Annotated in this window: 23 protein-coding genes; 19 read left to right on the top strand and 4 right to left on the bottom strand. The window is 47.4% G+C overall.

All coding sequences use genetic code 11. The features are described 5' to 3' along the window. The first annotated feature begins 25 nt into the window (after window positions 1–25). From folB to FJ444_RS11810, 4 genes are read left to right on the top strand one after another with little or no spacing between them, the layout of a single operon-like run. Window positions 26–382: a dihydroneopterin aldolase gene (gene folB, locus FJ444_RS11825; RefSeq protein ID WP_140958503.1), complete on the top strand. Its 357-nt coding sequence runs from the start codon at window positions 26–28 to the stop codon at window positions 380–382. Then, on the top strand, window positions 379–885 hold the full coding sequence (gene folK / locus FJ444_RS11820) for a 2-amino-4-hydroxy-6-hydroxymethyldihydropteridine diphosphokinase (protein ID WP_140958502.1): 507 nt from the start codon (window positions 379–381) through the stop codon (window positions 883–885). Before folB ends, folK begins: the two co-directional genes overlap by 4 nt. After that, window positions 882–1,682 (top strand): undecaprenyl-diphosphate phosphatase, encoded by an 801-nt coding sequence (locus FJ444_RS11815; protein ID WP_140958501.1) that lies wholly within the window; start codon window positions 882–884, stop codon window positions 1,680–1,682. The genes folK and FJ444_RS11815 overlap by 4 nt, the downstream gene beginning before the upstream one ends. A gap of 21 nt (window positions 1,683–1,703) precedes the next feature. Continuing rightward, window positions 1,704–2,072 carry a histidine triad nucleotide-binding protein gene (locus tag FJ444_RS11810; protein WP_140958500.1) on the top strand — a complete coding sequence of 123 codons (369 nt, stop codon included), beginning with the start codon at window positions 1,704–1,706 and terminating at the stop codon, window positions 2,070–2,072. Window positions 2,073–2,141: 69 nt separating this feature from the next. On the opposite strand, the gene FJ444_RS11805 is transcribed toward FJ444_RS11810, so the two are convergent. After that, a complete protein-coding gene (locus tag FJ444_RS11805; protein WP_140958499.1) occupies window positions 2,142–3,818 on the bottom strand; it encodes a Zn-dependent hydrolase in 1,677 nt (558 codons plus the stop codon). A gap of 325 nt (window positions 3,819–4,143) precedes the next feature. Here FJ444_RS11805 and FJ444_RS11800 point away from each other — a divergent pair, with 325 nt between their 5' ends. Next, on the top strand, window positions 4,144–4,980 hold the full coding sequence (locus tag FJ444_RS11800; protein WP_140958498.1) for an HDOD domain-containing protein: 837 nt from the start codon (window positions 4,144–4,146) through the stop codon (window positions 4,978–4,980). Between the two features lie 43 nt (window positions 4,981–5,023). On the opposite strand, the gene FJ444_RS11795 is transcribed toward FJ444_RS11800, so the two are convergent. Further along, on the bottom strand, window positions 5,024–6,199 hold the full coding sequence (locus tag FJ444_RS11795; protein WP_140958497.1) for a benzoate/H(+) symporter BenE family transporter: 1,176 nt from the start codon (window positions 6,197–6,199) through the stop codon (window positions 5,024–5,026). A 106-nt stretch (window positions 6,200–6,305) separates the two neighbouring features. Between FJ444_RS11795 and FJ444_RS11790 the strand changes: the two genes are divergently transcribed. Together FJ444_RS11790 and FJ444_RS11785 are read left to right on the top strand one after the other, a co-directional pair. Beyond that, entirely contained in the window at window positions 6,306–6,845 is a 540-nt protein-coding gene (locus FJ444_RS11790; RefSeq protein WP_140958496.1) for a helix-turn-helix domain-containing protein, read from the top strand. Window positions 6,846–6,899: 54 nt separating this feature from the next. Then, window positions 6,900–8,147: a DUF418 domain-containing protein gene (locus tag FJ444_RS11785; RefSeq protein WP_181405147.1), complete on the top strand. Its 1,248-nt coding sequence runs from the start codon at window positions 6,900–6,902 to the stop codon at window positions 8,145–8,147. Window positions 8,148–8,161: 14 nt separating this feature from the next. Here the strand turns inward: FJ444_RS11785 and rdgC are convergent, their stop codons facing one another. After that, entirely contained in the window at window positions 8,162–9,070 is a 909-nt protein-coding gene (gene rdgC / locus FJ444_RS11780) for a recombination-associated protein RdgC (protein WP_140958494.1), read from the bottom strand. 79 nt (window positions 9,071–9,149) lie between these two features. Then, complete coding sequence (locus FJ444_RS11775) at window positions 9,150–10,877, bottom strand: HAMP domain-containing sensor histidine kinase (RefSeq protein WP_140958493.1); 1,728 nt, start codon at window positions 10,875–10,877, stop codon at window positions 9,150–9,152. A 235-nt stretch (window positions 10,878–11,112) separates the two neighbouring features. Between FJ444_RS11775 and phoB the strand changes: the two genes are divergently transcribed. From phoB to FJ444_RS11715, 12 genes are all read left to right on the top strand, one after another. Beyond that, window positions 11,113–11,802: a phosphate regulon transcriptional regulator PhoB gene (gene phoB / locus FJ444_RS11770; RefSeq protein ID WP_140958492.1), complete on the top strand. Its 690-nt coding sequence runs from the start codon at window positions 11,113–11,115 to the stop codon at window positions 11,800–11,802. 74 nt (window positions 11,803–11,876) lie between these two features. Then, window positions 11,877–13,184 carry a phosphate regulon sensor histidine kinase PhoR gene (gene phoR, locus FJ444_RS11765; RefSeq protein ID WP_140958491.1) on the top strand — a complete coding sequence of 436 codons (1,308 nt, stop codon included), beginning with the start codon at window positions 11,877–11,879 and terminating at the stop codon, window positions 13,182–13,184. Window positions 13,185–13,186: 2 nt separating this feature from the next. Continuing rightward, a complete protein-coding gene (locus FJ444_RS11760; protein ID WP_140958490.1) occupies window positions 13,187–14,137 on the top strand; it encodes a PstS family phosphate ABC transporter substrate-binding protein in 951 nt (316 codons plus the stop codon). A gap of 275 nt (window positions 14,138–14,412) precedes the next feature. Then, window positions 14,413–17,193 carry a hypothetical protein gene (locus FJ444_RS11755; RefSeq protein WP_140958489.1) on the top strand — a complete coding sequence of 927 codons (2,781 nt, stop codon included), beginning with the start codon at window positions 14,413–14,415 and terminating at the stop codon, window positions 17,191–17,193. 117 nt (window positions 17,194–17,310) lie between these two features. Beyond that, window positions 17,311–19,959, top strand: coding sequence for a TonB-dependent receptor domain-containing protein (locus FJ444_RS11750; protein ID WP_140958488.1), 2,649 nt, complete (start codon window positions 17,311–17,313; stop codon window positions 19,957–19,959). 172 nt (window positions 19,960–20,131) lie between these two features. Further along, window positions 20,132–20,887, top strand: a complete 756-nt coding sequence (locus tag FJ444_RS11745; RefSeq protein WP_140958487.1) for a DUF3450 domain-containing protein — start codon at window positions 20,132–20,134, stop codon at window positions 20,885–20,887. Window positions 20,888–20,899: 12 nt separating this feature from the next. Then, window positions 20,900–22,264 carry a MotA/TolQ/ExbB proton channel family protein gene (locus tag FJ444_RS11740; RefSeq protein WP_140958486.1) on the top strand — a complete coding sequence of 455 codons (1,365 nt, stop codon included), beginning with the start codon at window positions 20,900–20,902 and terminating at the stop codon, window positions 22,262–22,264. A gap of 5 nt (window positions 22,265–22,269) precedes the next feature. Next, the gene (locus tag FJ444_RS11735) at window positions 22,270–22,785 is read left to right on the top strand and encodes a MotA/TolQ/ExbB proton channel family protein (protein WP_140958485.1); all 516 of its coding nucleotides are present in this window, start codon (window positions 22,270–22,272) and stop codon (window positions 22,783–22,785) included. 46 nt (window positions 22,786–22,831) lie between these two features. Then, window positions 22,832–23,239 carry a biopolymer transporter ExbD gene (locus FJ444_RS11730; protein ID WP_140958484.1) on the top strand — a complete coding sequence of 136 codons (408 nt, stop codon included), beginning with the start codon at window positions 22,832–22,834 and terminating at the stop codon, window positions 23,237–23,239. A gap of 12 nt (window positions 23,240–23,251) precedes the next feature. Next, a complete protein-coding gene (locus FJ444_RS11725; RefSeq protein ID WP_140958483.1) occupies window positions 23,252–23,863 on the top strand; it encodes an energy transducer TonB in 612 nt (203 codons plus the stop codon). 7 nt (window positions 23,864–23,870) lie between these two features. Then, entirely contained in the window at window positions 23,871–25,187 is a 1,317-nt protein-coding gene (locus FJ444_RS11720; RefSeq protein ID WP_140958482.1) for a tetratricopeptide repeat protein, read from the top strand. A gap of 134 nt (window positions 25,188–25,321) precedes the next feature. Further along, the gene (locus FJ444_RS11715; protein ID WP_140958481.1) at window positions 25,322–26,443 is read left to right on the top strand and encodes an energy transducer TonB; all 1,122 of its coding nucleotides are present in this window, start codon (window positions 25,322–25,324) and stop codon (window positions 26,441–26,443) included. Window positions 26,444–26,556: the final 113 nt, after the last annotated feature.

Here is a 26,556-nt window from a genome sequence, read left to right as displayed (position 1 = left end):
CCGCCACTGGCGAGAGGCCATAAAAATGCAACAAATTTTTATTGAAGGACTCAGTGTTCCCACCTTAATTGGGGTGTACGACTGGGAACGCACGCAACAAACTATTCTGATCATGGACCTGCTTATTGATGCAGACCTGACTCAGGCAATGACTTCAGACGATGTTAATCATACTATTGATTATGCAGCGGTTGCCGAGTGCGTAAAAGAAATAGGCGCTGCAACTAGTTTTGAGTTGCTCGAGGCATTATCCAAAGCGATTGTTGATGCGTTGTGTGCGCGTTTTCCTGTCCAAAAGTTGGTGCTAAAAATTGAGAAACCGGGCATTTTGCCCGATGCGCAAAAGGTGGGCATTCAAATCACTCATGAGGTTCGTGCGTGACAGTACACCGTGTCCTGATTGGCGTCGGTTCAAACATCGAGCGTGAATACCATACCAGGCAGGCCTATCAGTTACTCAATCAACATTTTACCAATGTCAGGGTGTCCAGTGTTTACGATTGCCCGGCTGTAGGGTTCGATGGCCCCGGTTTTTACAACTGGGTTGCCAGTGTTGAGACCACATTAAGTCTGTTGGAAACCTATCATTTGTTCAAGCAAATTGAAGCGCAGTTCGGCCGAAAAAACTGGCATAAGACGCCGTGTTCCCGCACAATGGATTTGGATTTATTGTGCTTTGATGATCAGGTATGCAATACACCCGTAGTGCTGCCCCGGCCTGAAATGCTGGAGCGGGCATTTGTACTGCGGCCACTGGCTGAGCTGATCCCCGGTGAGCGGCATCCTTTAACCGGTAATACCTACGAATCGCACTGGCAACAATTTGACCAAGCATCCCAGCCTATACAGCCTATCGCATTTGAATGGAGTTCATCACAGGCATGACATTATTTGAAATCATTGTTCTGGCCATTATTCAGGGCTTAACTGAGTTTTTGCCTATTAGTAGTTCTGCTCACTTAATCTTACCTGCCGAAGTCCTGGGCTGGCATAACCAGGGGCTGGCATTTGATGTAGCTGTGCATGTTGGCAGTTTGCTGGCGGTTATGATTTATTTTCGTCAGGATATCTTCAATATGTCTTTGGCGTTTTTGCAATATGGTTGGCGTAAAGAGCAAACCACTGATAGTCGTTTAGCCTGGTTTGTTGTTATTGCAACAATTCCTGCGGTAATCGCCGGGTTTGCCTTGAAAGACATTATTGAAACCCACGCCAGAAGTGCCGCAGTGATCGCCGTTACTACCATTGTATTTGGTTTATTGCTCTGGTACGCCGATGTGAAAGCAAAGCATGTTCAAAAATTGGAATCCATTACGTTAAAGCAGTCTGTCATTATTGGTCTGGCGCAGATGCTGGCGCTAATTCCGGGAACATCGCGCTCTGGCATCACCATGACCGCCGGACTCATGTTAGGTTTAGATCGCGAGAGTACCGCGCGTTTTTCATTTCTGCTTTCCATTCCCGTCATTCTTGGCGCCGGACTACTGGCGGTAAAGGATTTGGTTGAAGCGGAAACAGCCGTCGACTGGAACGCACTTATTTACGGTGCTGGATTTTCGTTTGTTGCAGCATACCTGTGTATTTTTCTGTTTTTAAACTGGATCAGCCGGATTGGAATGTTGCCGTTTGTGATATACCGATTACTGCTGGGCGCGGTATTACTTGCCTTTATTTTCTGGTAAACCCTTTATTGGAGAGAACGGATGGCTGACACCATTTTTGACAAAATTATAGATAAGTCGATTCCGGCTGATATTTTATACGAGGATGAATTGGCGCTGGCGTTCAGTGATATCAATCCTCAGGCTCCGGTGCATTTTCTGGTGATCCCAAAAAAACGCATTGCCACGATTAATGACATTACCGAGGACGACCGCGAACTGGTGGGTCATTTGTATTTTGTGGCCGCTAAACTGGCAGCGCAAAAAGGCTTTGCCAGCCAGGGTTATCGCGCGGTGATGAATTGTAATGAATACGGCGGACAAACGGTGTATCACATTCATCTGCACGTATTAGCGGGTAAGCCTTTGGGCTGGCCACCTTATACCGATAAAATGAAGCCGCTGGAATAGCGCAGTGAATAAAATAGGAAGCCGCTGAATAGCGGCTTCCTTGTTTTAATTACGTGATTGAAATGACGTTTACTTGAGACCCAGTTGCACCTTGCCCTGTTCGAACACAATATCAACCGGGATACTGGCACTGGCCAGTCTGTCTAAATCGGCAGCCAGTTGTGGTTTAATTACGCCTTTGTCTGCAACTAATTCAGCAACGCCGGTGTAATCTCCGTCGCCCTGCAGTGTCAGAATACGCTCGCTCAACGACGCGACAGCCGCAGACATTTTTTCCATGTTCACGCTGTACAACCCTTTATCATCGCGGTCAAACGCCCCTGCTTCAGCAAAGTAGTTAAAGCGGATCATATTGGCTTTGCCGTGTGCAGAACTGGCTCCAAAGCGCACCGAACGGAAAATACCTGCCATAAAGGTCACGTAATAGTCTTTCAGCGTACCTTCGGTGATTTCGCCTTTTTCCAACAGGCTTTGTACCATGTATAACCCCAGAATATCGGCTTTGCCTTCTTCCAGTGCAGAAGCGTGTTCTTTTAACGCGGCGCGAACTGTTTGCCCACCCGTCAGGGTATTTTTAATGCCCAATCCGTGCGCGACTTCATGAAACATGGTGTTAGCGAAAAACGCGTTAAAGGTAACGTGTTCGCGCTGTGCCGGCGCAATCAATAGATCAGCGATGGGGGCAAGAATATGATCAAACTTAGCCTGCATGGCATTTTTTAACTGTAATCGGCGCGTACCTTTTTCCAATTGCACACGTTCGTCGTTGGGTAGGTTTATCGCAATGGTTTTACTGCCTGCATTAGAATGGCCTGCGTAATACACTACATCATAGGCGTTCAGGTCGGCATCCGACCCTGGGGTTTCTTGTTTGTAAGCATCCGGCACGGGCAAGCCGCGCTGTAGTTCGGGTAAAAACTGAGCGTATTTCGCCAGTTTGTCACTCCAGGCCATATCTTTAATCAGTACATAAGCTTCAAACGCAGCACGGTAGCCGAATAATTGATCTTCGTAGCTTTCAATCGGACCAATAACCAGTTCAATCGGGTTGGTTTTCATGTCCATCCAGGCCATATCCGACGCCAGGTAGTCATCGGAAAGGAGGGCGTCTGCGCGCAATTGCAGGTAATTGGCAAACTCCGGATGATCAGCTAGTTTGGCCGCTTCTTTCAGCAGCGCAGCGGCTTTTTGAAGTGGCGCTGCATAGGCTTGGCTATAAGGTATGCTAGTAAGATTTCCTGCATCGTCGTAACGAACAACGGAATACAGGCCGTCTTTGTCGGTAAACGCAGCATTGTTAAACGCGTCTTTTGTCATGTCATGCGGATAAAACTCTGCGCCTGGGGCTTTTTCAGCAAAGCCGCTTAAAAACGGGCTATCGCCATTTAATCTATCCCATGGGCCATAGTTGATATCAGCAAAATGACGGACTTTTGCATCACTGATTGATGCCAGAAATTCTGCTTTGTTCTGATAAAACGCCTGTTGCCAGAAGAGGTCATCCATAATATCGGATGCGTCAATTAACAACGACAGCATGGCTTTCTGGTTGTCACTCAAATGGCTCAGGTCTGCCTGCAAAGGGACGTTGTGATAAATATCCAGGCGTTCTGGTGCAACTAATAAAGCAGGTGAGGCTGGCGCGCTGGCTTTTGCTGAATCCGTGGATGGCTGACTACAGCCAGTTAAAGACAGCGTTGCGCCTACCAGGGTAGCAAGTAAGGTCTTGGTAAATAACAGTTTCATAGGATTTCCGTCGATTATTGTTGTTCTGTAATTTAATTGTCTGAAAATTAACGTTAGCATAACTAACCTTTTATGCAGATGCTATACTCAGACCAGACAGGGCAAACACGCTGGATGTCACAACAGTTGCGTGTTTCTGTATGGCCCGGCTTTTTTATTGCGCAGGGTCAAAAAGAATAACAATCCCTGGGTGCACGATCTCTGATTCGTTGATATATTGGATTTTATGCATACTAATGCCGATAGCAAGGAAGGCATGAGATCGCAAAAGAATAGTTGCCCGGTGCACGCCAGGCACATAATAAGCCAAGACTAAGGTAGGACTATGTCGACACAAAACGCGCTGTTAACCATTCTGGTTGAAAAGATCAAGAACGATACCCTGGTATTACCCACATTACCTGCAGTTGCCTTAAAAGTGCGTAAAGCAGCAGATGATCCAGACATTAACCTTCATCAGATGGGTGATGTAATTGGATTAGACCCTTCTCTGAGTGCGCGCATGATCAAAATTGCCAACAGCGCTTATATGGGGCGTGCGGTAAAGGTAACGTCGGTTTCTCAGGCTGTTACCCGAATTGGCTTGCGCCAAATTAAAAACATTGCGACGGCACTGGCCATGGAACAACTGTTTGTGTCCAAAAATGAGCTGGTAGGCGATTACATGAAGCGCGAGTGGAACAATACGGTAGACGTAGTGGCCAATGCGATGGCAGCACTGCAAATGTACACTGCCCGTACCAAAAATCGCGAAATGACCATCGATACCATGACGCTTACCGCTTTAGTTCACAACATTGGTGTGTTGCCAATTCTAACGGAAGCCGAGCGCCACGTTGAAGTGTTTGCCAGCCCTACGTTCCTCGATGACGCTATTGATAAACTCGCGCCGCGAATTGGTGGCAGCATCATGCAAAGCTGGGGTTTTGGTGAGAGCTTTGTTACTGTTGCTGAACGTTGGCATGATCTGGCGTACCTGCCAGAAAAACTGGGTTACGTAGATTTCGTGCGTGTAGGCGCAGCGCTATCCGGCCAAATCAACCGTCAGAAAGATGCGATTCTGAACCTTGCCGTTCAGCGTGGTGTAGTGGAAGACGTTAATACACTGTTGTCAGACGAATTCGCTGAAATGCGCGCTGCTGCAAAACAGATTTTTGCTTAAATACAGCAAGCGTTCGCGGCAGCGTTGTTGCCGCGTTCGTTGGCTATTTCCCAACCATCGGCTGTTTCCAGCTATTTGCAACAACCAGAGTTACCACTCCCAGCAACAATCCCCACACTGGCGCACTCATACCCAGTACGGTTAATCCAGACGCACTGCATAGCATTGTCATTAGTGCTGACTGTCGGTAATGGGCTTCTTCCAAGGCGCGAAGCAGGCTGCTTTGTAGCGTGGCAAACAGCGCAATACCCGCCAGCAAATGTGTTACTACAATAGGCATAAGTGTAAACACCGACACAATCGCCACCGCCATTACACCCGACAACAAGTAGCCTAAGCCAGCAGCAACGCCAGCCTTATATCGTTGAGAAGGGTCGTCATCTACGCTATCAGCCATACAAATAGCGGCGGTTATAGCAGCCAGGTTATACATAAACCCACCAAATGGTGCGCAGATCAGTTGAAGCAGAGCGATACCCGTTAGTACAAATCGATTGTCGGGCTTGTATTGATGGCTATGTAAAATACTGATCCCAGGCAAGTTCTGCGACAACATGGTAATAAGAAACAAGGGTATCCCAATGCTCACAAATGCAGACAGTGACCACGCTGGTGTAACCCACTCCAATGCAGGTAGTCCCAACGTTACCGGTTGCACATCGGCCGGGCTCAACATCCAGGCAGCAATGCCTGCGACCAATAGCAGCACTAACATGAGATAGCGCGCGAAAAAGCGGCTGCCTATCAAATAGATCCCTACAAACATTATCGTTAATAGCGGCGAGTGGGTTGCACTGCTAAATACTTTAAGGCAATAGGGAAGCAGTATGCCTGCAAGCATTGCTGCTGCAAGGGCGGGAGGGATTCGCTCTATACCCCGCAAAAGTGCGCGGCTTCGCCCGACTATCAGACTGAGCACGCCCGCGCCAATTAATGCACCGGTGACTTCGGCCAACGTGAAGGCTCCGGCAGTAGAAATAAGAAAAACGGCACCAGGCGTTGACCAGGCGGTAACCACCGGCATACGGAATTTCAGAGAAAAATACAAACAGGATATACCCATGCCGAGGCCAAGCACCAAAAGCCAGCTAATGATTTGGGTTTCGTTTGCGCCTGCTTGACGTGCGGCTTCAATAACAATAACTACCGAACTGCTGTAGCCAACCACTACGGCAGTAAGACCTGCTGCGATATGGCTGATGCGAAATGAACCTGACATGGATAACCTCAATATTGCAGTATCGCGAATTTGCCGTTAATGTGCGTTATAGCGCACGGATGAAACAGCATAACATTGTGCGTTATAACGCACAATTGGGAAATATATGCAGGACAACATTACATACAGTATCGCTCAGCAAATCAAACAGCGCCGCAAAGCGCTGGGGTTGAGCCTGGACAGGCTGTCTGCTGCCAGTGGCGTATCAAAAGCCATGTTGGGTCAAATCGAGCGGCAAGAGTCCAGTCCTACTGTGGCTACCCTGTGGAAAATTGCAACCGGGTTACAGTGTTCATTTTCGGGGCTGCTTAGCAGTACTGAAGTGTCTCCGCATTCCGTAAGCGAGTCACTCAAGCGCAACGAAGCCAATTTTCATATTAATACCCTGTTTGCGTTTAACCCGGAGACCCGCTTTGAAATGTTTGAACTCACGTTGTTAAATGACCACACACAATGGTCTGATCCACATGCCAATGGTGTTTATGAACACGTTGTAGTACAACAAGGCGAATTGTTACTTTACTATAACGAACAATGGCATACGCTTAACGCAGGCGATAGCGCCCGGTTTCATGCTAATCAGCGACACGGGTATAAAGCGAAGGGTCCGTTAACCCGGTTTATCGATGTGATTAGCTATCTTTAGCTACACAAAAACGGCCAACCGACTCACTTTTGAATGGGTGAACAAGGAATGAGTTTGTCTGAATTAAAAGCCCCTCAGGTCAATCTGGCATTGTCAGTCAATGCCAGGTATGTGTGCCTTGACGCCCTTCGCGGCTTCGCTTTGCTGGGTATTCTTATGATGAATGCCATTGCTTTTGCTTATCCGGAAATCGTGTACTCCAATCCCTTTGCGGCAGGGCCGCTTTCGAATGCCGACAAACTGCACTGGTTCTTAAGTGAGCTTCTGTTTGCCGAAAAGTTTTACGCGCTGTTTGCGATGTTGTTCGGTGCCGGTATTCTGTTGATGGCAGAACGGGCCGGGGATGAACAACAGGCCAGACGATTACACTATCGGCGTATGTTTTGGTTACTGATGATAGGCATGCTCCATGGTTATCTGGTCTGGTGGGGGGACATACTGGTTACTTATGCCATTGCTGGCATGATAATTTACCCTTGCAGATACTGGCGAGTCCGCAATTTGTGGATACTGGCGGTGGCGTTGCAATTTGCCATTAGCTTGCTGTATTTACTGATGTACTGGGGGGGGAGTGGTATGTCACCAGACGAACTGACAGAAACCTACCTGACATTCTTTCCTCCAGCCAGTGAATTAACCGCAGAAATTAATGCCAATCGGGGTACCTGGTGGGAGCAGGCCAGTTACCGTGTGGCGTCTACTGTTGAATATCAAACCAGTTATCTTATTCCTTTGTTGGTGCGTATGTCGGGGATCATGCTGATGGGAATGGCACTGTTTAAAACCAGTGTGTTATTAGCTGCCAGGTCATCGCGTTTCTATATTATTCATCTTTCGCTGAGCCTCCCAACAGGCTGGGTATTGAGTGCTACCGGCGCGTGGTTAATTGTCAGCACTGAATTTGCCTTACCCGACTCGTTCTCTATAAATCGATTGTGGAATTTGTGGGGAGCCTTGTTTACGGCGTGGGGTTATACCTGTGCATTTATGTTGTTTGCCCGTCAGCTAGAATATCGTGGGGAGAGTATTGGCGCAGCAATCACCTCCCGACTCGCACCAGTAGGGCAAATGGCACTCACTAACTACCTGATGCAAAGCATACTGTGCAGCCTGGTATTTTATGGATGGGGTTTTGGTCTTTATGCATCGCTGTCGCGCTGGCAGGTCACGGCTGTTGTTGTGATCATTTGGGTTGCGCAAATAACCTGGTCGCGCTGGTGGTTAGCGCGGTTTTATTACGGGCCAGCCGAGTGGGCGTGGCGAAGTGCCACTCAACGCCGCAGGCAAGCCTGGCGGCGTTAATTAGAGGCGCTGATTTACAGGTCTCTGTCTAATCCCAGTGCGTCACTGAGATAGCCAACTACGCCGCAGATTTCAGCAGACATTAAAGCAAACTCCGCATCCAGACGAGCAGCAACCTGATCTTTTGGAATATCCTGGGTTTCTTCTTTAATGCGGTCGGTAAACTTCACCCGTTTGATGGTGCCGTCTTCCTGAATTACTGCTTCCAGCGTTTCGTCGAATTCAAAAGCCACTTTTTGTACGAGTTTACCGGCATCCAGGTGATGCTGAATCTCTTCGCTGTCCAGAGGTTGGTTCTTGCAACGAATAATGCTGCCGGTGTCGTCAGTCGACTTAAACTCTGCTTCTTCCAGCAGGGCAATTTTTTCAGGTGGCTGCTCGGTTAACCAGTGGGTTAACTCGCTCTGTAAGCTGCTGCGAACCAGTGGCACAACGGGTAATGAGCCAAGGGCTTTGCGAACCATTGCCAGGAACGCTTCTGCTTTGCCATCAGCGCTGGCATCTACCACTACCAGATTGTCCGGAATTGAAATAAAGCCATTAATGTAGGTGTTTTTAGTAAACGCCTGTGGCAACAATCGGGTAATAATTTGCTGTTTCAGATCGGACTGGGCTTTTTTACCCACGGGAGAACCAGTTTCCGATTCGATTTGCTCTACTTTTTCGGCCAGTTCAGCATTCACCACAGATGAAGGCAATAAGCGCTCTTGCTTCTTCAACGTGATCCAATAACGCAGTTGCGTCTGATGAAACAGCAAACTGTGTTGTCCCGCTGAATGGAATGGAGATGCGAAACCCATTGTTGCGGTTTCCTGCGTGCCACACGGGCGGAATGCAAATTCATTCAACGCTGTTTGCAGCGCATCGTCATCCAGTGATAAGGGTTGAGTCAGCCGATAGGCCTTAATATTTTTAAACCACATAAAGCAAAATATTCTTCTGAAAAGGGCGGCAAAGGTTAGCAGTGCTGCCCGGTGATCGCAAGCGCGGGTTGACTATAGATTAGGTGCGTTTGGGAAAGCGGATCTGGTATCGCAAACCTTTACCCGGTTCGCTGAATGCTTCAATCTGGCCGTCCAGTGCCTGTGTCACCAGGTTGTACATAATGTGCGTACCTAAGCCACTGCCACCCTGTCCACGTTTAGTGGTAAAGAATGCGTCGAATAACCGGTCAAGTTGACTTTCATTCAAGCCGCACCCGTTGTCTTCATAGGTAATAACAACGTCTTCGTCTTCTTCCTTCACTACCAGATTGATGATGCCGCCGTTCATGTTTTCAAATCCATGAATAACAGAGTTCATGATCATATTGGTAAAGATTTGAGCAATGATGCCGGGCGCTGAACGGATATCCAGATTGTCAGGGCAGTCAATATTCACGGTGTGTTGTTGATGTTTAAATGACGGAGCCAGCGACTGCAACACTTCGTTCAAATAGATTTTTAAATTGAACACTCGCTCAGCTTCGCTGGTTTGATCCACCGCTACCTGTTTAAAACTGGTAATAAGCTCTGATGCGCGGTTCAGGTTAGTAAGCAGCAGGTGTGTGGTTTGTTCAGCTTCACCTAAAAACGAAGCCATGGTTTTGTTGGTCAGAGATTTGTCTTCATATGCCGCTTTTACGGTATCAATGCGGTCGCGCAGGAAACTGGCGGCCGTTACACCAACACCCAGTGGCGTGTTCACATCGTGCGCAATGCCAGCTACCAATCCGCCTAATGAAGCCATGCGCTCAGATTCGAGTAACTGTTCCTGAGCGAGTTTAAGGTGCTCCATAGACTTAGCCAGTTCCTTGTTTTTGTCGCGCAGCACGTTTTCAATATATTGACGGTTCTCGTTTTCCTGACGCAGCTCACGCTGATTGGTGATTAGTTCGTCTTTTTGGCGCTCCAGATCCAGCATGATCTGGCTTAGGGAAGCTGTCTTCTTGGCCACCTCTTGCTCTAACAGTAAGTTTTGGTCGTCCAGCTTTTTGTTTACCCGTTTGAGTTCTTCCTGCGTGCTCTTAAGCTTTTGCTGAGAAATAATCAGATCGTCAATAACCTGGTTATAAGAGTATTGCAGCAAGCGAAGTTCATTTTCGTCATGTAGGGTTAATTTTACTTTAGATTCTTCAGGGTGTTCGGGGTTAAACGCACTCATTTGCTGAGTGATTTCCATTAGCGGGTCGGAAAGCATTCTTCTGAAGGCCGTCATGAATAAAAATACCAAAAAGGCGGTTTTTACAATGGCATTGCCCAGCAGGAAAAATATCCCCACTTCGATACGACTAAAAATGATATTGAAATTAGAGTAAAGCGTGACATCACCCACCGTTGAGGCGCGATTGGAAAACTCGAAAATTAACGGGAAGCTGTAGCTGAACAAACCACCGCTATGGTCATCCAGTTCGCCCGTGCTGATGGGGGCCCTTATTTGCGCGATGGTCATGCCCAGATCAGCTATGTATTCACCATTTTCGTCGCGAATTTGCACGCCTGTAACAATGGGTAATTCCATTAAGCCTTCGGCTATGGATTGCGCCTGGGGTATGTTCACTTCCCAAATGGCTCGGGTAAGACTGGTGGAGAAGGTGTTTTTTAAGGTTTGAAGTTCAGATTCAATATGGCTCTTGGTGCTTAGGTATTCAGTAAATATCTGACCTATGGTAACGATAAATGTCAGTATAAAGTACACCGACAACACACGGGTAAGAAGTTTTCTCGACAATCCTGTCTGCACCGACGCCATTTGCAACCTATTCGCTATACCGACTGAAAAATAACTGCTTCGTCAAGAATATGTGCTATTCGCTGAATTAACAAGTTATACCCGAGAGTTTAACGTTATGAGTGTGTCACTTATACGGAATATAATTCGCAGGCGCCAAAGTTCATAAACTTGACATAATAATGTAATCGTTTAATAAAATTGTCACACACCCTGATAATAATAGCGGCGTTTTCTTATGAGCTGGAAAAAAACTATGTCTAGAAGAGTCTTGTTAGTGGAAGATGAAGCGCCGATTCGCGACATGCTGAAATTTGTGCTGGAGCAGTCAGGATTTGAAACAATTGAGGCGGAAGACTACGACATTGCGCAACAAAAACTGGTAGAGCCCTATCCGGATTTGATTCTGTTGGACTGGATGTTACCTGGTGGTAGTGGCGTGCAGTTGGCTAAGAGTCTGAAGCAACATGAGTTTACCCGCGATATTCCTGTGATCATGATCACAGCCCGCGGGGAAGAGGAAGATAAAATCCGCGGACTGGATGCGGGTGCCGACGATTACATTACCAAGCCGTTTTCACCGAAAGAGCTGGTTGCGCGGATCAAAGCGGTGATGCGTCGCGTTACCCCTACATCTAATGAACAGCCCATCGAATTTAACGGATTAAAACTCGAGCCTATCTCGCACCGGGTAATGGCTAATGACGACGCACTGGACATGGGGCCAACGGAATACAAGTTACTGCACTTTTTCATGACGCACCCGGAGCGGGTATATAGCCGCGAACAACTGCTTGATAACGTATGGGGCACCAATGTGTATGTAGAAGATCGCACGGTGGATGTGCATATTCGGCGTTTGCGTAAGGCAATAGGTGTGCACGGTCACGATGCCATGATACAAACCGTACGTGGCGCAGGCTATCGCTTTTCTACTAAACTGTAAGTCATTGGCACAATGGGGTATAGTTGCCCCATTCAGTTCTGAAACACGGTCGCGCGAGTAAAGGATAAACCGGGATGTACTACCCCTTTTCATGGTTTAAATCGATAGTGCGGTTGTGTCTTTTCCTGTTTATTTTTGCCCTTGTTGGGTGGTATCTCGATGACATGCTGCTGGCAGTAGCCTTGGGCACAACAGGTTTGTTGTTGTTCAACTACTGGCACCTGTTCAAGCTTAATCGCTGGTTGTGGCACAGTAGGAAAATGTCTCCGCCTTCGGTTAACGGCTTGTGGGAACATATTTACGAAGGCATTTATTACCTGCAACGCCGTAATCGCAACAAGCGCAAGGAGCTTGGCGCGCTGGTGAAGCGCTTTCGGGAAGGTTCCGAAGCCTTGCCGGATGCCGCTGTGGTGGTGGATGCCAAAGCCTGTATCATCTGGTGTAACCGGCTTGCGCGTTTAGAACTTGGTTTGCGCTGGCCGGGTGATGCCGGGCGGCGGTTGGATAACCTGATCCGCCATCCTGAGTTCATTCAGTACTTTCATGCCGGCAATTATCACTATCCCATTGAAGTACCATCGCCGCTCAATCCGCAAAAGACCTTTGAATACCGGATTATGCCTTATGGCGAAGAGCATTTATTACTGATTGCCCGTGATGTTACCCGCGTGTCGCAATTGGAAGAAATGCGCAAAGACTTCGTAGCCAATGTGTCTCATGAACTGCGCACACCGTTAACCGTGATCAATGGCTATCTGGAAATTCTGGCTGGTGATGAAGATGAGCTGGATCCCCTCACTCAAAAGGCCTTTATGGAAATGACGGCGCAAACCCACCGCATGCAAAGCCTGATTGAAGACTTGCTGGTATTGTCGCGTATTGAGGCCAGTTCTGAGCGGATTTATGAGAATACGGTAGATATGGCTGCCATGCTGCGTCAAATTGAGCTGGAAGCGGATACCTTAAATAAGGATAAAGGGCACACTATTGCGTTTCATTTGGAACGCGGCGTAAAAATATATGGTATCGAAACCGAGTTGCGCAGTGCCTGTTCAAATTTGATTTTTAACGCCATTCACTATACACCGCCGGGTGGGAAAATTGATGTGTACTGGAAAGTGACTAAAGACGGCGTTAAATTTGCGGTTAAGGACAATGGTGATGGCATTGAGCAGCAACACTTGTCGCGCTTAACCGAACGGTTTTACCGGGTAGATAAAGCCCGGTCACGTAAAACCGGCGGTTCAGGCCTTGGGTTATCTATTGTTAAACACGTATTGAATCATCATAATTCACAGCTTCAGATAACCAGTCAGGTGGGAGAGGGCAGTGTGTTTTTCTTCCAGTTTGATGCCGAAATGATTGCCAGTCAGGACGCTTAAGAATGTTTCGCATTGTTGTATTTTCTTTGCTGTATTGCTGCTCTTGTGTCGCAATAGCTGACGCGCCTGCCTACGAACGCAAACCCGGCGTGGCGGGCAAGATTACTTCGGTTGGCTCAGATACCCTGGCAAACTTAATGACACTGTGGTCACAGGAATTTAAGAGTTTATATCCTGACGTTAAATTTCAAATACAGGCATCGGGTTCATCTACAGCGCCACCTGCCCTAACCGAAGGTACGGCCACCATAGGCCCAATGAGCCGCGAACTGAAACCCAGCGAAATCCAGGCATTTATTCGCGCTCATGGTTATCCGCCTACGGTAATCCAGGTAGCGCTGGATGCCATTGCAATATTTGTTGAGCGACGTAATCCATTGCCGGGTTTAACCTTATCTGAAGTCGATGCGATTTTTTCTGCAACCCGTTTTTGTGGTGGGGAAGAAGCCATTACACACTGGTCACAACTTGGTGTGGATACCTACGGTAACGGTGCGCCAATTCGTCTGTTTAGCCGTAACTCAGTGTCGGGCACCTATGGTTTGTTTAAGATCATGGCGTTGTGCGATGGTGATTTTACCAAAACCGTGAATGAGCAACCTGGATCGGCGTCGGTCGTATTGTCGGTTGCATCCAGTAAGGGCGGTATGGGTTATGCGGCTTACGGATATAAAACCGCCGGCGTGCGTGCGTTGCCGCTGGGTGAAAATGCGCAACAGTTTATTCCGCTGAGTGTCGAAACCGTGCGTGAGCAACAGTATCCCTTTACCCGCTTTCTCTATCTGGTTGTGAACAAGGCACCGGATGAACCTCTGCCTACACTGGTGCGCGAATTTCTTACTTTCGTATTGTCTGAATCGGGGCAAAAACTGGTTGCCCGTGATGGTTATTTTCCGATTAAAGAATCGCTGTTAATGCGCCAACGACGTCAGTTACTGGACGTATCTGAATAAATTGTGACAGATTTACTACCGTTTCAGCTCGGTTCCCTGCTGGATGCTGGTTACTTCTGATATCTGTGTGAATGCATTTAACTTGTTGTTATTAAATAGTTATTTAGTATTCATTCTGAGTTTGCTAGTCTAAAAACTCCGATTGGCCTAATTTTTATCCCCGTTTTTTTATTAAAGTTTTGTGACGAACCTGTAATGTAACATTTCTGTCATTTTGCTTAGGTACTCTTCTCGCGTTTTTAAATTATAAGTCTATTTCTCACTTGGAGACACGCATGGAACTTAAGCAGTTATTTCAAGCCTCAGCCATTGCTGCGGCGCTGGCTCTTGCTGGTTGTGGTGGCGACATTAACATCACTGAAGGTAGTATCGACAACAGCTCTACTGTTACCAACAACTACGGTAACTCGGGCACTGATAGTGGTACAGGTGGTACTGACAGCGGCACAACCGACACGTTACCGGGTGAGAAAAGCAGCTATTTGACTTCTGAAGTATCTGCAGCCCTGGGTCAAACCATTGAAGTTCGCGTACTGTCAGGTACCTTAACAGCTGATGACGCTGACGAAAGCGGAAATATTACGCTGACTAACGATACAGTTTGGGCAATTGAAGGTCCGTTATTTGTTGGTGAAGATAAAGCTAACAGTGTAAATCTGGTAATTGAAGAAGGCACTATCATCTTTGGTCGCAGCGGTGGTGACTACCTGGTAGTTAGCCGTGACTCTTCTATTGAAGCTGTAGGTTCTGCAGATGCGCCAATCATTTTCACTTCGTTCCAGGACGTAGTAGGTGATGAAGTGGGCGCGGGTCAGTGGGGTGGTATTGTATTATTAGGTAATGCGCCATCAAACAAATGTCCACAAGACGGTTCTGACTGTGCTCTTCAGGTTGAAGGTGTTGAAGAAGGCGCGGTATTTGGTGGTACCGATGAAACTGACAGCTCAGGTACGCTTAACTACGTAGTTGTAAAGTATGCGGGTTACGAAATTGCCGTAGATAACGAATTAAACGGTGTGACCTTCGGCGGTGTAGGTTCTGGCACTGAAGTAGATTACCTGCAAGTACACTCAAATGCTGACGATGGCGTTGAGTTTTTTGGCGGTAACGTAAACATTAAACACCTTGTGTTAACAGCTAACCAGGATGACTCAGTAGACTGGGACAACGGTTTCCGTGGTAAGTTACAGTACGTATTTGTTCAGCATGACACTGCTGACGGAGATGCAAACCGCGGTATCGAAGCAGATAACGACGGTTCTACTCCGGACATCACGCCACAGTCGAACCCAATGATCTCTAACCTGACCATCATTGGTAACAACTTCGACGGTGAAGACGATTCAGAAGGCGTGTACCTGCGCGAAGGTACTGGCGCTCAAATCTATAACATGGTTATTACTGGTCCATCTGGCATGGGTGAGTGTTTCGAAGTTGAGAACTCAACTGAGTCACAAGCAAACCTGGCTGACGGCACCATCACTGTTAAGTCTTCTGTTATTGCTTGTGCTAACGGCGAAAACTTCAAGTCAGATACTGCCAACGGCGGCACTGATTTAGCGGCATGGTTCACCGCAGAAACCAGCAATCAGGTTCTGGATGCATCAGCGATATTATTAAGTTCTACTGGTAAGCCATTAGCTGACAGCCCATTATTAGGTGCAGGTGAAGATGCGTCTCAAGTTGACGGTTTCTTCGAAGCGACTGACTTTATTGGTGCGGTTGGTTCTTCTGACTGGCGTCAGGGTTGGGCGTTTGGTTTCGGTGGCGGTACAATTCAGGTAGTTGAATCAACTTCTGGTTGCCCGGCTGGTACGTCTAACATTGCGTCTGTTGACGGTGTAACGACTACCTGTTCATTAAGCGGTACATTAACGACTGACGTTAACCTGACTGAAGGTAACATCTACGCACTATCTGGTGCCGTGTTTGTAGGCGGCGACAACGAGAACAGTGCTACGCTGTCTATCGAACCTGGTGTAACAGTATACGGCGCGTCAGGTAACGATTACCTGGTAGTGAGCCGTGGCTCTAAAATCGAAGCTGAAGGTACAGCAGCTAAGCCAGTCGTTTTCACTTCTTATGAAGATGTAACTGGTGCAGCAACTTCTGCTGGTCAATGGGGTGGTCTGGTTCTTCTGGGTAATGCGCCTTCTAACAAGTGTCCAACAGACGGTTCTGCTTGTGCCCTTCAGGTTGAAGGTGTAGAAGAAGGTGCGGTATTTGGTGGTACTGATATCACAGACAACTCAGGTATCCTGCGCTATGTTCGTGTACAGTTTGGTGGTTATGAAATCGCACTGGATAACGAACTGAACGGTATTACCTTCGGTGGTGTTGGTTCTGGGACTACAGTTGACCACGTTCAAGTTCACGCCAATGCTGATGATGGTGTGGAATTCTTCGGTGGTGCAGTTGACGTTAAGTATCTGGTATTAACTGGTATTCAGGACGATAGCATTGACTGGGACAATGGCTTCCAGGGCCGCATGCAGTATGTGTTGGTTCGCCAGGCTACTGATGATTCAGATGCCAACCGTGGTATCGAAGCAGACAACGACGGTTCTAACCCATCAATTGAACCACAATCTAATCCTTCACTGGCTAACGTAACCATTATTGGTAACAACTTTGACGGTGAAGATGATTCAGAGGGCGTGTATCTTCGCGAAGGTACTGGTGCTCAGTTGTATAACTTCATCGTAACGGGTCCGTCAGGCATGGGTGAGTGTTTTGAAGTTGAAGATTCAACTGAATCACAAACTAACCTTGGCGATGGCACCATTACGTTCAGCAACTCTGTAATCGCATGTGAAAACGGCGAAAACTTCAAAAATGCAGCGACAGCTGTTGATTTGGAAAACTGGTTCCTGAACACTCAAACAGGTAACTCAGTTGCGGCAACTCAGGCTGACGTACTATCAGGTATCTACAGCACTACAACGGCCACACCGTTCGACTTTACTGGCGATAGCTTCTTCGACAACGCTGACTTTGTTGGTGCAGTTAAAGAAGGCGACGACTGGACTGCTGGCTGGACCATTGGTCTGGAATAAAATCGGTAGTTAGTTACGAAGTAAGCCCGTTGCAACGTGTAGCGGGCTTGCTTGTAAGTTTAAGAGAACGTGATGTACTCACATTCTGGTCGATATTGCTTTCAACGAGGTAGCAAAATGAAAAATCCTGCCTACAAGTTTTCTATCAAATCTTTGTCACTTGCGGTGGCTGCCGGACTGTTCGCTCAGTCAGGTGTAGCCCTGGCGCAGAGTGAAGAAGAAGCGATTGAAGAAGTTGTTGCTACAGGAACGCGTCTGAAAGGTACAGCGACCGCTGTAATCGAAGAGCGTAAGAACCAGGCTTTCGTTGCCGATATTATGGGCGCGGAGCAAATTTCCAGAACCGGTGATGGCGATGCAGCATCTGCACTTCGCCGTGTAACGGGTCTGACCCTGGTCGACGGCAAATTTATTTACGTTCGTGGTTTAGGTGAGCGTTATTCATCAACGCAATTAAATGGTGCTTCAGTACCGAGTCCTGACCCAACACGTAACGTTATTCCTCTGGATTTATTCCCATCAGGCATCATTGAAAGTTTGTCTGTGCAAAAGGCCTTCTCGCCTTCTATGCCAGCTTCCTTCGGCGGTGGTAACGTAAACGTCCGTCTTAAATCTATTCCATCACAGTATATTTTTAATATCAGTGGTAGTTTGGGAACCAATTCTAATAACTTCGACGACGCCTATTTTTATAATGGCGGCGGTGATGACTGGATGGGTAAGGACGATGGCACCCGTGCAGCGCCTGCGTCTATTGTTCAGCAATGGAACGAATATAAGTTTTTAGACGACCTGACTCAGGCTGAGTCAGTGGAAATGTTTAAAGCCCTTAATCGTGATTACGATCCGTTCCTGGAAAAAGTGGATCCTGACACAGGCTTAAACTTTACACTGGGTAACAGCCACGACATTGATGATGAGTGGCGTTGGGGATATCTGGTCACCACCGGGTACAACAATCAATGGAATGTTTCTGAAGAATACATCGGTGAGCAACCTCTGCGTGATGGCGAAGATTCTATCCGTATGGTGCGCTTCTTTGATGAAGTGGATACCACCGAACACTCGGTTAAATGGTCTACCCTGATGAGTTTGGGTATCGATTACAACCGTCAGCATCAGATTGATTACAGCCTTATCGTTTTAAACGATACGCGTGATCAGTTCCGCGAGAAAGTAGGTAACTCGGCTAACATTCAGTTAATTGACGACCAGCGCATTCGCGAATACGAAGTATTGTATGAAGAGCGTCGGATGTTCACCAATCAGTTGAAAGGTATGCATACCTTCCCGAGCCTCGGCTTTTTGGGTGTAGACTGGAAATACTCGTTGGGCCGTTCGTCGCGTAACGCACCTGGAAACATGGAAGCGCGCTTCATCCTGACTGATGAAAATCAGGATGGTGTTTTCGATAAAGTAAACGAAAGTGTATTAACTAATGCGCAAACAGCTGCACGTTACTCGTTCCAGGAATTGCATGACCGCGTAGAAAACTACGGTTTCAACGTAAATTATCCGGTGTCTTCGGGTCGTTGGGAAATGGAATTCAAGGGTGGTTACGACTTCATTGAAAAAATGCGTATCGCTGAAAACCGTCGACTTGACGTCAGTACCCGTGCGTTTGCTGATGCGTCTATTTTAGAAGGCAACGTATATTCGGATATATTAACCGACGACGTGCTCGACTCAGCCGGTTACACCAGTATTAATCTGTTGCGTGACACCACGATTGCCGGTGACGATTACATTGCTGCCCAAATGATCGACGCTTATTACTTAGAAGCGGATTTGTTTTTCGATAACAAATGGCGTTTGAGCGGTGGTGTGCGGTATGAAGACTTCCGTCAGGCGGTTGTACCGTTTAATCCGAGAACCAACCAAATTGACTTGTCAGATGATGCTGACCGAGATCAGTTGGCGTTCCTGGAAGATGATTTTTATCCGTCAATTGCTTTGACTTACTTCCTGGAAGAAGACATGCAATTACGTGTGAGCTTCGGTCAAACTGTAGTTCGTCCGGATTTGCGTGAAGTGTCTTCAGCCACCTATATCGATCCGTTAACGGAGTTCCCGATTGGGGGTACCCCGGGTATCCGAACAACGAAAATCGCTAACTACGATATTCGTTGGGAATGGTATCGCGAAGCCGGTAATAACTTGTCTGTGGGTTTATTCTACAAAGACATGACAGACCCGATTGAATCTGTACAGTCACCTGCCCAGGATGGACCGCCTTTGGTGCGTATTGCTAACGCTGAATCAGGTGAGCTTTATGGCGTTGAAGTAGAATTCCTGCAAGGTCTGGAAGTGATTGGGGACGGTATCTGGGACAACCTATTCGTGTCGGGTAACGTTACTCTTAGTGATTCGGAGATCCAATTGGATCGTCAGAACATCGTTGAGCAAACTGGTGTGTCTGCGTCGATTACTAACCTGAAGCGCCGTTTAACAGGTCACTCACAATATGTGGTTAACCTTCAATTAGGTTATGACTCAGATAACGGTGAACATTCAGGATCATTGGTTTACAACGTGTTTGGTGAGCGGATTATTATTCCGGGTATCGACTTCTTCGATGATACCTACGAAGCGCCGTTCCACTCGTTGGATATGGTGTATAAGTACTTCCCGGACTTTAATACCACTGTCACATTCAAGGTTCAGAATATCCTTAATGACCAGCAAGAGCTGGAATTTGAGAATACCCTGGCACGGTCTGAGACAAAGGGAACCAGCTTTAGTTTGTCGTATAAGTACGATTTTTAAATTTGGGTAACCCATTGAAAAAGCCGCTTTTTAAGCGGCTTTTTTCGTTCAGGATAAAGGAAAGTTTTTTTATGACAGTCTGGTAATAAAACTGTCACATAAAACTCCTATCCTACCCGCAGTTTTTAGTGGTCGGTTGTTCCGATTTCTTATAACAAAAAGGTTTGAATGTATGAAGCTTTTTAACACCTTGCTGCTAAGCACGGCACTTTTGTCGGCATCAGCCTTCGCACAGGAGCAGGAATTAAAACCTGCTATGGATGCTGCCAAGGAAATCAATGAGTCTGCGGCTAAATCGCAGCAAAAAATAGACGGTATTACCGATCAGATCGATAGCAAACTGCAGCAGTTCAAAGCGTTGAACAAAGAGATTGAAGGTTTAAATATCTACAATCAGCAACTGCAGAAGCAAATTGCTAATCAGGAACAGGAAATGGCAAATCTGAATTTAGCCATTGATGAAGTGTCAGTTATCGAACGTCAGATCACCCCTCTGATGATTCGTATGATTGACGGCCTGGAGCAGTTTGTAGCGCTGGACGTACCTTTCCTGCCAGAAGAGCGTGCAGACCGCATCGCCAGCTTGAAAACGATGATGGACCGCGCAGATGTAGCGTCTTCTGAGAAATTCCGTCGTGTGATGGAAGCGTATCAGGTAGAAATGGACTACGGCCGTACTATGGAAGCATACAGCGGTATTCACACAATTGCTGGTCAGGAGCGTGACGTTGAGTTTTTACGCCTTGGCCGAACCACACTGATTTATCAAACTCGTGATGCGAGCTCGCAAGGCGTGTGGAACAAGCAAACCCGTCAGTGGGAAGAACTCGACAGTTCTTACCGCACTCAGGTAACCAAAGCATTGCGTATGGCCAAGAAACAACTTGCGCCTGATTTGTTAATGCTGCCAGTTGCTATTACAGACTAAGAGGACGAAGTGATGTTGAAATCGTTGAAAACCATCGTATTTGGTCTGGTTGCGGCAAGCCTGAGTTTGTCTGCCATGGCAGAAAACGAGCGTGCTCTGGATCTGGATGCACTGCTTAAGCAACTGGAAGAAGGTAAGTTTGCGCAAACGCAACAAAACAAACAGCGCGAACAGGACTTCGTTGCGCAGCGTAATGAACAGGATCAGATTTTGCGCGATACCAATAAATTGCGCGAAAACACCCTGGCTTTATCAGAGCGCCTGGAAACCCAATTCGAACAGAACGAGTTTAAACTGGCTGACTTAAACGAAGCGCTTACTGCGCGTTTAGGTTCACTGAAAGAATTGTTTGGTGTGTTACAGCAGGTAGCGGGTGACAGCAAAAACAAATTCTACAACTCCATGATTTCGGCTGAAATTACGGGTCGTGCAGAATTTCTTGATCAACTTGCACAGGATATGGGCTCAAGCTCTAAACTGGCGTCAATTGAAGAAATCGAGCGCGTATGGTTTGAAATCCAGCGTGAAATGACTGAATCAGGCAAAGTCACTAAGTTTACTACCGATGTAGTAGAAGCGACTGGCGCGAAAGTCAATAAAGAAGTGGTACGCGTAGGACCATTTGCGCTGGTTGCTGATGGTAAATACCTCGAGTTTAACGGCGTGACCGGTACCGTTTCTGAACTGCTTCGCCAGCCTGCAGAACGTTATGGTGAGTCTGTTGCTGAACTGCAAGCTTCAAATGGTGATATCGTTAAGTTTGGTATCGACCCAACCGGCGGTTCTATTCTGGGTCTGTTAGTACAGGCACCAAACCTGCAAGAGCGGGTAGAGCAGGGCGGTGTGGTAGGTTATATCATTCTGGTGGTAGGCGCGTTTGGTTTGTTACTGTCTATCGAGCGTCTGTTTACCCTTACTTTAATCCGTGCCAAGGTGAACAGCCAGTTGAAGTCTACTGAAGTGAAAGACAACAACCCACTTGGCCGTGTACTGAAAGTGCGTGACGAGCATCCAAATGCCGACACCGAAGCGCTTGAGCTGCATTTAACTGAAGCTATTCTAGCCGAAGTGCCCAAGCTGGGTCGCAATCTGACGATTATCAAAATCATCTCTGTTGTTGCACCGCTGATGGGTCTGTTAGGTACCGTAACTGGTATGATCAACACCTTCCAGGCAATTACTTTGTTTGGTACCGGTGACCCTAAACTGATGGCAGGTGGTATTTCTACGGCACTGGTAACAACCGTTCTGGGTCTGGTTGTGGCTATCCCAACTACCTTACTGTACGCGATGCTGAATACCCGTAGTAAGAACATTGTTTATATTCTGCAGGAACAAGCTGCTGGCGTGATTGCTGAGCGCGCTGAGCGAGGCTAATCAGTATGATTGAGTTTCTTGAAGCAATTCGTGATTTTACAGAAACCGGAGGCCAGGTACTCCTGGTCATCGGATTCCTGATATTCGTGATGTGGCTCTTGATCCTCGAACGCGCATTGTATCTGTTAATCTGGCACAAAAACTTCAGTAAAGAAGCGGTAACCATTTGGAAAGCCCGTGAAGATCGATCTTCATGGCACGCTGAACAAATCCGCTCCAAGATGATTTCGACACTGACCATACAGTTAAATGGCAGTATCCCGGTAATTCAGGCTCTGGTGGCACTTTGTCCACTGCTGGGTCTGATGGGAACCGTAACCGGAATGATCGAAGTATTTGATGTTATGGCCATCTCAGGCTCAGGTAATGCCCGTTCAATGGCTTCTGGTGTATCCAAAGCCACTATCCCGACAATGGCGGGAATGGTAGGCGCACTGTCAGGCGTATTCGCCTCGACCTGGTTGAACCGCAAGGTGAAAACTGAACGTGCACACCTTGAAGAAGCATTGATCAAGCGTTAAGGCATGCATCGGGTGGTCCCGGTGCATCTAGTAAGGTAAAAGAATTATGAAACAGCATTTCCAAAACCTGGTTGACGAAGAAGAAGCAACGATTGATATGACGCCCATGCTGGACGTTGTGTTTATTATGTTGATCTTCTTCATCGTAACGGCATCGTTTGTAAAAGAAGCCGGTATTGATGTAAACCGTCCGGAAGCCGCGACTGCGGTGAAAAAGGACCGTGCCAATATCCTGATTGCTATTTCAGACAAAGGCGAGATCTGGATCAACAAGCGCCGTATCGACGTAAGAGCTGTGCAGGCCAACATTGAGCGTCTGCATGCCGAAAACCCACAGGGTTCTGTGGTGATTCAGGCAGATAAAAAAGCCACTACCGATACACTCATTAAGGTCATGGATGCTTCGCGTGCCGCTGGCGTGTATGACGTGTCTATTGCAGCGCAAGAGCCATAAGCGAGCATTGCTATGTCACGATTTTTAATCGCATTTGTAGTATCACTGGCGATTACACTGGGCTTGTTTTTTCTGATGCAGTCACTGATTAAAATGGGTGGCAGTGCGTTAACTGAGCCGCCCAAAGGCAGCGTGCTGGACTTCGTTCGCATTAAGCCTGAAGAGCAGGTACAGAAGAAAGATCGCAAGCCGCGTAAGCCGCCAAAGCCGGAAGAACAGCCGCCTCAAATGGATACGCCACAAATGGATTCGCCCAGCCCGGATGCTGATGGCAGCGGGATGGCGTTTTCGGCAGACGTAGGCGATAACATGGGGCTCGACGGCGGTGGTTTAGCGCTGGAGTCGGGTGATGGTGAATACCTGCCCATCGTTAAAGTGTCACCGGTGTATCCTCGTCGCGCACTTCAGCGTGGTATTGAAGGGTTTGTTATCGTTGAATTTACTGTTACCAAGCAAGGCGCAGTAAGAGACGTATATGTAATTGAAGCGAATCCGGAAGGTATTTTTGAACAGGCTGCAATGGATGCCGCTATGAAGTTCAAATACAAGCCCCGGGTAGTAAATGGTGAAGCTACCGAAGTATCCGGTGTGCAAAACCGTATAACGTTCCAGATTGACGGGTAATGACAGTATGAAGCAAACACTCTCCCGCACCCTGTTATCTCTGGTTGCAACGGGCTTGTTGGCAACCGGTAGCGTGTCAACGTTGTTGGTTAGTACTGACGTTGTTGCACAGGAGCAAAAAGCCAGTGAACGTCCTACCCGACGTACGCCGGCATTGCGCTCTAAAGTGTATGATCAGTTGGCTCGTGCGCAAGCGGAAGCCGACGGTGGTAACCTGGCCGGTGCTATTGATATTCTGAACGTTGTAAAAGATAAAGACGACTCAATGAATAGCTATGAAACGGCTATGATGTACAACTTTTACGGCTTTATTTACTACAACGATGAGCAATACGACAAAGCGTTGGAAAATTTTGCCAAAGTGGTTGAACAGCAGCCGATTCCGGAAAGCTTTGAGTTAAGTACGTTGTTCAGTCTTGCCCAGCTACACCTGATGCAAGGCAACTACGCGGAATCTATTAAATACCTTGAGCGCTGGGAAAACCTGAATACCGGTAAAATCCCGCCCAAGAATCTGGTGATTAAAGCACAGGCGTACTATCAGAATAAGCAGTACGCCGAGGCAGCTGAGTTCATTACTGCCGCGATTAAAGGCCATGAAGAAGACGGTATGATCCCGGACGAAGGCTGGCTTATTCTTCAGCGCGCGATCTTTTACGAGCTAAAACAGCCCGAAAAAGTGAAAGACGTGTTGGTGAAAATGGTGAAACTGTTCAACGAGCCTAAGTACTGGATCCAACTGGCAGGCATGTACGGTGAGCTGGGTGAAGAGAAAAAGCAACTGGCCATTATGGAAGCGGCTTACCAGCAAGGCTATGTAAGCTCTGCGGCGGATATATTCAACCTGGCGCAGTTGTATTACTACCACAAAGCTCCGTATAAAGGTGCACGCTTGATGGAACAAGCGCTGAATGATGGCGTTCTTGAGAAAAACCTTCGCAACCTGAAGTTCTTAGGACAAAGCTGGACTCAGGCAAAAGAGCAAACCAAAGCGGTACCGGTTATGGCACAGGCTGCCGATTTGTCTGACGACGGTGAACTGGATGCACAGTTAGCGCAAATCTACCTGAATATGGAAGAATGGGAAAACGCCATAGCGGCTGCTGACAAAGCAATCAGCAAGGGTGAATTGCGCAACCCAGGTATTCCGTATCTGATTAAAGGCATGGCGCTGTACAATAAAAAGCAATACGCTCAGGCGTTAAACGAACTGGCGGAAGCCGAGAAGTTTAAGTCCAGTCGCGGCATGGCCCAGCAATGGTCCAAATTTGTGGCATCAGAGAAAGCCAGCAATGACCAACTCAAAGCTGAGTTAGGTTCTTAAGCCGGTTACTGCAAAAAATGAATGAGGCCAGCATGACGCTGGCCTTTTTGTTGGTACTTGAAATCGGCCGCGATTAGCGCTAAATTTTTGTGCTGAAGGATTCAGAATTTAATAAAGATTAAGGACGTCAGATTATGAAGCGTACACTTGCTTCTTTCGTTGTTGCTGCTGTGTTATGCGGCGCCGCCCAGGCGCAAGAAACGCCCACCAGTTTTTCTCAGGCTTACAATCAATATCAGGAAGCGTATCAAAACGGTACACTTCAGGATGTGATTTTTTATGCTGAACATGCCTACAATTTAGGTGTGCAGCAGTTCGGTAAAAAGCACGAAAATACCGCTGCACTGGCGTATAACCTTGCCAATGCGTATCGCGATGCCCGTCAGTTCGATAAAGCGCTGGACGCTTACGACAATGTTATCGGCCTGCGTGAGGATCTGTACGGGAAATACGATTTGGCAACACTGGAAGCCAGATTGGATCAGTATTATACCTACAGCGATCAGGCAAGTGCGGAACGATCACTGAGTCTCGTGGAGAAAAACACCGGCCGGTTGCACACCATTATGTACTCTGCAGAAGATGTGGCAGAAGCCAATCCGGACGATGCGGCTACTGCGTATTATTTGATTGGTACGGCTATGGCGCACAGTGGCCACATGCCAGAATCGGCACGCAAAGCAAAAAGTATTTTAAGCGAGGGAATAGCCAAAGCAACGGCTACCTGGGGCGAATTAGATATCAGAACGCTGGAACTGCAATACATTCTGGCCCTCATATTCAAAGGTGATTTTAAATTACCGGAAGCCGCGAGTCAGCTTGAGGCCCTCGCAGCAAAAATTTCTAAAAATGCTTACGAATCGCATCCGTGGGCGTTGCAGGCTCACGCGGTATTGGTGGAACTATACACCACCATGGATCAGCACGATAAAGCAACCAAACATTGCCAGATTATCGGGCAGGTAAGACCCTGGAAAGAGAATGTCGAGCCTGAACCTATTTTCCGTAAGCGAGCAAATTATCCACGTACACTCGGCCAGGCGAATATTCCAGGCGAAGTGGTGCTGAAATACGATATCGATCCTGAAGGCTACGCGGTAAATATGGACGTGGTATCGGTAGAAGGCGGTGATGAGTTTGCGAAATCTGCCCTGGTCGCATTAACGTACTGGCGCTTTGCGCCCAAATACGAGAATGGGCAACCGGTAACAGCGCTAAACAACTATTCAAAATTTACTTTTAGTATTTATAACTAGGGCGTGTTGATCTTTGCTGTATAAATTTTGTTCGTTCTAGGTGTTCAGCGATCGCGGCGCATGTTCGCAGGTGCAGTGGTTCTGCATCAAGAGCATGCAACAAAGAGCGGTGG

Origin of the sequence: Aestuariibacter sp. GS-14 (assembly GCF_006494365.1) — a bacterium.
GTDB classification, from domain to species: Bacteria; Pseudomonadota; Gammaproteobacteria; order Enterobacterales; family Alteromonadaceae; genus Alteromonas; species Alteromonas mangrovi.
The sequence above is the reverse complement of the archived record's forward strand: the minus strand, read 5'-3'. Positions and strand labels throughout refer to the sequence as shown.

What these genes read in the sequence shown, in the direction of transcription:
- folB (WP_140958503.1), top strand. Translation starts at nt 26, where the DNA reads ATGCAACAAATTTTTATTGAAGGACTCAGTGTTCCCACCTTAATTGGG.
- FJ444_RS11815 (WP_140958501.1), top strand. Translation starts at nt 882, where the DNA reads ATGACATTATTTGAAATCATTGTTCTGGCCATTATTCAGGGCTTAACT.
- FJ444_RS11810 (WP_140958500.1), top strand. Translation starts at nt 1,704, where the DNA reads ATGGCTGACACCATTTTTGACAAAATTATAGATAAGTCGATTCCGGCT.
- FJ444_RS11805 (WP_140958499.1), bottom strand. Translation starts at nt 3,818, where the DNA reads ATGAAACTGTTATTTACCAAGACCTTACTTGCTACCCTGGTAGGCGCA.
- FJ444_RS11800 (WP_140958498.1), top strand. Translation starts at nt 4,144, where the DNA reads ATGTCGACACAAAACGCGCTGTTAACCATTCTGGTTGAAAAGATCAAG.
- FJ444_RS11795 (WP_140958497.1), bottom strand. Translation starts at nt 6,199, where the DNA reads ATGTCAGGTTCATTTCGCATCAGCCATATCGCAGCAGGTCTTACTGCC.
- FJ444_RS11790 (WP_140958496.1), top strand. Translation starts at nt 6,306, where the DNA reads ATGCAGGACAACATTACATACAGTATCGCTCAGCAAATCAAACAGCGC.
- rdgC (WP_140958494.1), bottom strand. Translation starts at nt 9,070, where the DNA reads ATGTGGTTTAAAAATATTAAGGCCTATCGGCTGACTCAACCCTTATCA.
- FJ444_RS11775 (WP_140958493.1), bottom strand. Translation starts at nt 10,877, where the DNA reads ATGGCGTCGGTGCAGACAGGATTGTCGAGAAAACTTCTTACCCGTGTG.
- phoB (WP_140958492.1), top strand. Translation starts at nt 11,113, where the DNA reads ATGTCTAGAAGAGTCTTGTTAGTGGAAGATGAAGCGCCGATTCGCGAC.
- phoR (WP_140958491.1), top strand. Translation starts at nt 11,877, where the DNA reads ATGTACTACCCCTTTTCATGGTTTAAATCGATAGTGCGGTTGTGTCTT.
- FJ444_RS11760 (WP_140958490.1), top strand. Translation starts at nt 13,187, where the DNA reads ATGTTTCGCATTGTTGTATTTTCTTTGCTGTATTGCTGCTCTTGTGTC.
- FJ444_RS11755 (WP_140958489.1), top strand. Translation starts at nt 14,413, where the DNA reads ATGGAACTTAAGCAGTTATTTCAAGCCTCAGCCATTGCTGCGGCGCTG.
- FJ444_RS11750 (WP_140958488.1), top strand. Translation starts at nt 17,311, where the DNA reads ATGAAAAATCCTGCCTACAAGTTTTCTATCAAATCTTTGTCACTTGCG.
- FJ444_RS11745 (WP_140958487.1), top strand. Translation starts at nt 20,132, where the DNA reads ATGAAGCTTTTTAACACCTTGCTGCTAAGCACGGCACTTTTGTCGGCA.
- FJ444_RS11740 (WP_140958486.1), top strand. Translation starts at nt 20,900, where the DNA reads ATGTTGAAATCGTTGAAAACCATCGTATTTGGTCTGGTTGCGGCAAGC.
- FJ444_RS11735 (WP_140958485.1), top strand. Translation starts at nt 22,270, where the DNA reads ATGATTGAGTTTCTTGAAGCAATTCGTGATTTTACAGAAACCGGAGGC.
- FJ444_RS11730 (WP_140958484.1), top strand. Translation starts at nt 22,832, where the DNA reads ATGAAACAGCATTTCCAAAACCTGGTTGACGAAGAAGAAGCAACGATT.
- FJ444_RS11725 (WP_140958483.1), top strand. Translation starts at nt 23,252, where the DNA reads ATGTCACGATTTTTAATCGCATTTGTAGTATCACTGGCGATTACACTG.
- FJ444_RS11720 (WP_140958482.1), top strand. Translation starts at nt 23,871, where the DNA reads ATGAAGCAAACACTCTCCCGCACCCTGTTATCTCTGGTTGCAACGGGC.
- FJ444_RS11715 (WP_140958481.1), top strand. Translation starts at nt 25,322, where the DNA reads ATGAAGCGTACACTTGCTTCTTTCGTTGTTGCTGCTGTGTTATGCGGC.